We start from the raw sequence: 1,900 nt of genomic DNA, 5'->3' as shown, positions 1-1,900 counted from the left end.
TATTTAGAAACTAATCAGAAATTAAGTGAAAGTGCTAATTCTAAGGTGCTATTTATGACCCGAAAGCTATGTCAGAAGCATTGACTGAATTAATGGGAGAATCTCCTGAGTATCCTGAAATACAACTGAAAAAACCTGATTGATATCAAGTCAAAAGTATAGTAGGGTGCGAAGCGCCAAGCCTCACGCACCATCATTTCAATTAAGGTTTAGGACAAGTTCCTAATTTCCAGTCAACATAAAGATCTCGGGGGTCTGTATCCCTTAACCAACCAACCAACCTTTTATAATCAGCTATGTTGTAAGTAGCTATACAACCAACAGTACCAGGGGCACCATAATTTCGATTCCAGTCAATATGAATTTCGATCGCGCTTCTTTCAGTTGTACCAGGTTCTATATAATCTAACGGAACTGTTACTGGGCCAATACCACTTTGAAAAATTCGACCATAATAATTATCTTTACTATCAGCCCAAATAATATCCTGAATGTACCACTTTCCTTCTGGTAATGGTTCTCCAGTCATTGCCCGACTCCGAGCAGCAGTGCGGAAAAATTGTCTTCTAGGGGCACCGCAACAAACTTCTAATCTGTCTTGTAGTTTTCCACTTTTAAAATAGTCCAAGTTCAGTACATAACATCCATATCTATCTTTACGATTTGTCTTTGTTAATAGTAGATAATTTTTATTTGTCGTGGATGGTGGTGCAGGAGGAGGTGGAGGTGGATCATCTCCCCATAATTTTTTCCAGGTTATGGACTCTACTGTTGCATTATCTGTTATGAGCCCAAAATAATCTTTTTTAAACTCGATAACTGCAAGTTCAGTTTTCTTACCAAAAACCCTCTCAAATTCTCCTTCATAATACCCTAAATCTTTTAATCTCTTTTGTAAAGTTCTTACATCATCACCTTCACTACCTCGCACTAATACACGATTTAGTTTTGGAGGTGTACCTTCACTATGTATATCAGAAAGGTTGAAAACTGAAGTTCTTTCACCAGCAGGAATTGGTTTATTCGCAGGAGCAATTACAAAATATCTAGCATTTTTATACTGAGGAAAAATACTAGCTAATAAGTCTTTATCAAACTTTTCTAGAGTTAAGATTTCTACTACTTCACCTTGATTCCAAGCGACAACTACAGTTTTCTTATTTTCATCTCGATATCCTTCTAACCAAGTTACTTTATCTTGTTCTGAAATTTCACCTTCAAAAGGTTTTTCTTCTCCTCCACTTTTGAGAAATAACCTTCTTTCATCAGCACGACGAGATACTAACCCTGGTAGTGGTACCTTGACACCACCAACTACGCCATTTACCCAACGACGAAATTCATTAGCTGCTCCTTGATAATCTCCTTGATTTAGTTTTCTTAATAAGGTACTACCTTGAAATGCACCAGTTCCTACATTATAAGAAAAAGATACTAGAGCATCGAATTGGTTTTGATTAACAGGAACTTTGATTAGTTGAGAAATTGCTTGTGCTATTCTGCTACATTCAGAACCCAGGTATCTTTCTGCATCTCTTTCTGAAATTCTGTCTCCTAGACGAACTGTTTGTCCATTGGGATAACGAGTTGTTCCATATCCAATAGTTGGTATTCCTACTGGATCTAGATAAGCATTCAGAAAAAGTCCTTCCCATTTCTTGATTAAATCCAGGCAATTTTGTGAGATTTGCATTGTTGAGAGTTCCTATTTACAACTAAACAGTTAATGTTTTTATTAATTCTCAGAGCAAAACTTGATAATTAATAAAAACATTAATTAGCTATAGCATTTCTGAAGTTACTGAATTACAGTTGTTTTTTTTCTTTTCTATTTCCTGTTTCCCAAATTACTACTCCCTACTTTGTAAAGAAAACAATTGTGCGTACCTCCTTCCTCTGG

At 36.1% G+C, this 1,900-nt stretch carries 1 protein-coding gene; it reads right to left on the bottom strand.

Annotated features, from left to right (window positions below; genetic code table 11):
• Window positions 1-202: 202 nt before the first annotated feature.
• Window positions 203-1,693 carry a glycoside hydrolase family protein gene (locus F6K22_RS39795; protein WP_293110571.1) on the bottom strand — a complete coding sequence of 497 codons (1,491 nt, stop codon included), beginning with the start codon at window positions 1,691-1,693 and terminating at the stop codon, window positions 203-205.
• Between the last annotated feature and the right edge of the window lie 207 nt (window positions 1,694-1,900).

The organism is Okeania sp. SIO2F4, assembly GCF_010672385.1.
In the GTDB taxonomy this organism is placed as follows: Bacteria; Cyanobacteriota; Cyanobacteriia; order Cyanobacteriales; family Microcoleaceae; genus Trichodesmium.
The sequence above is the reverse complement of the archived record's forward strand: the minus strand, read 5'-3'. Positions and strand labels throughout refer to the sequence as shown.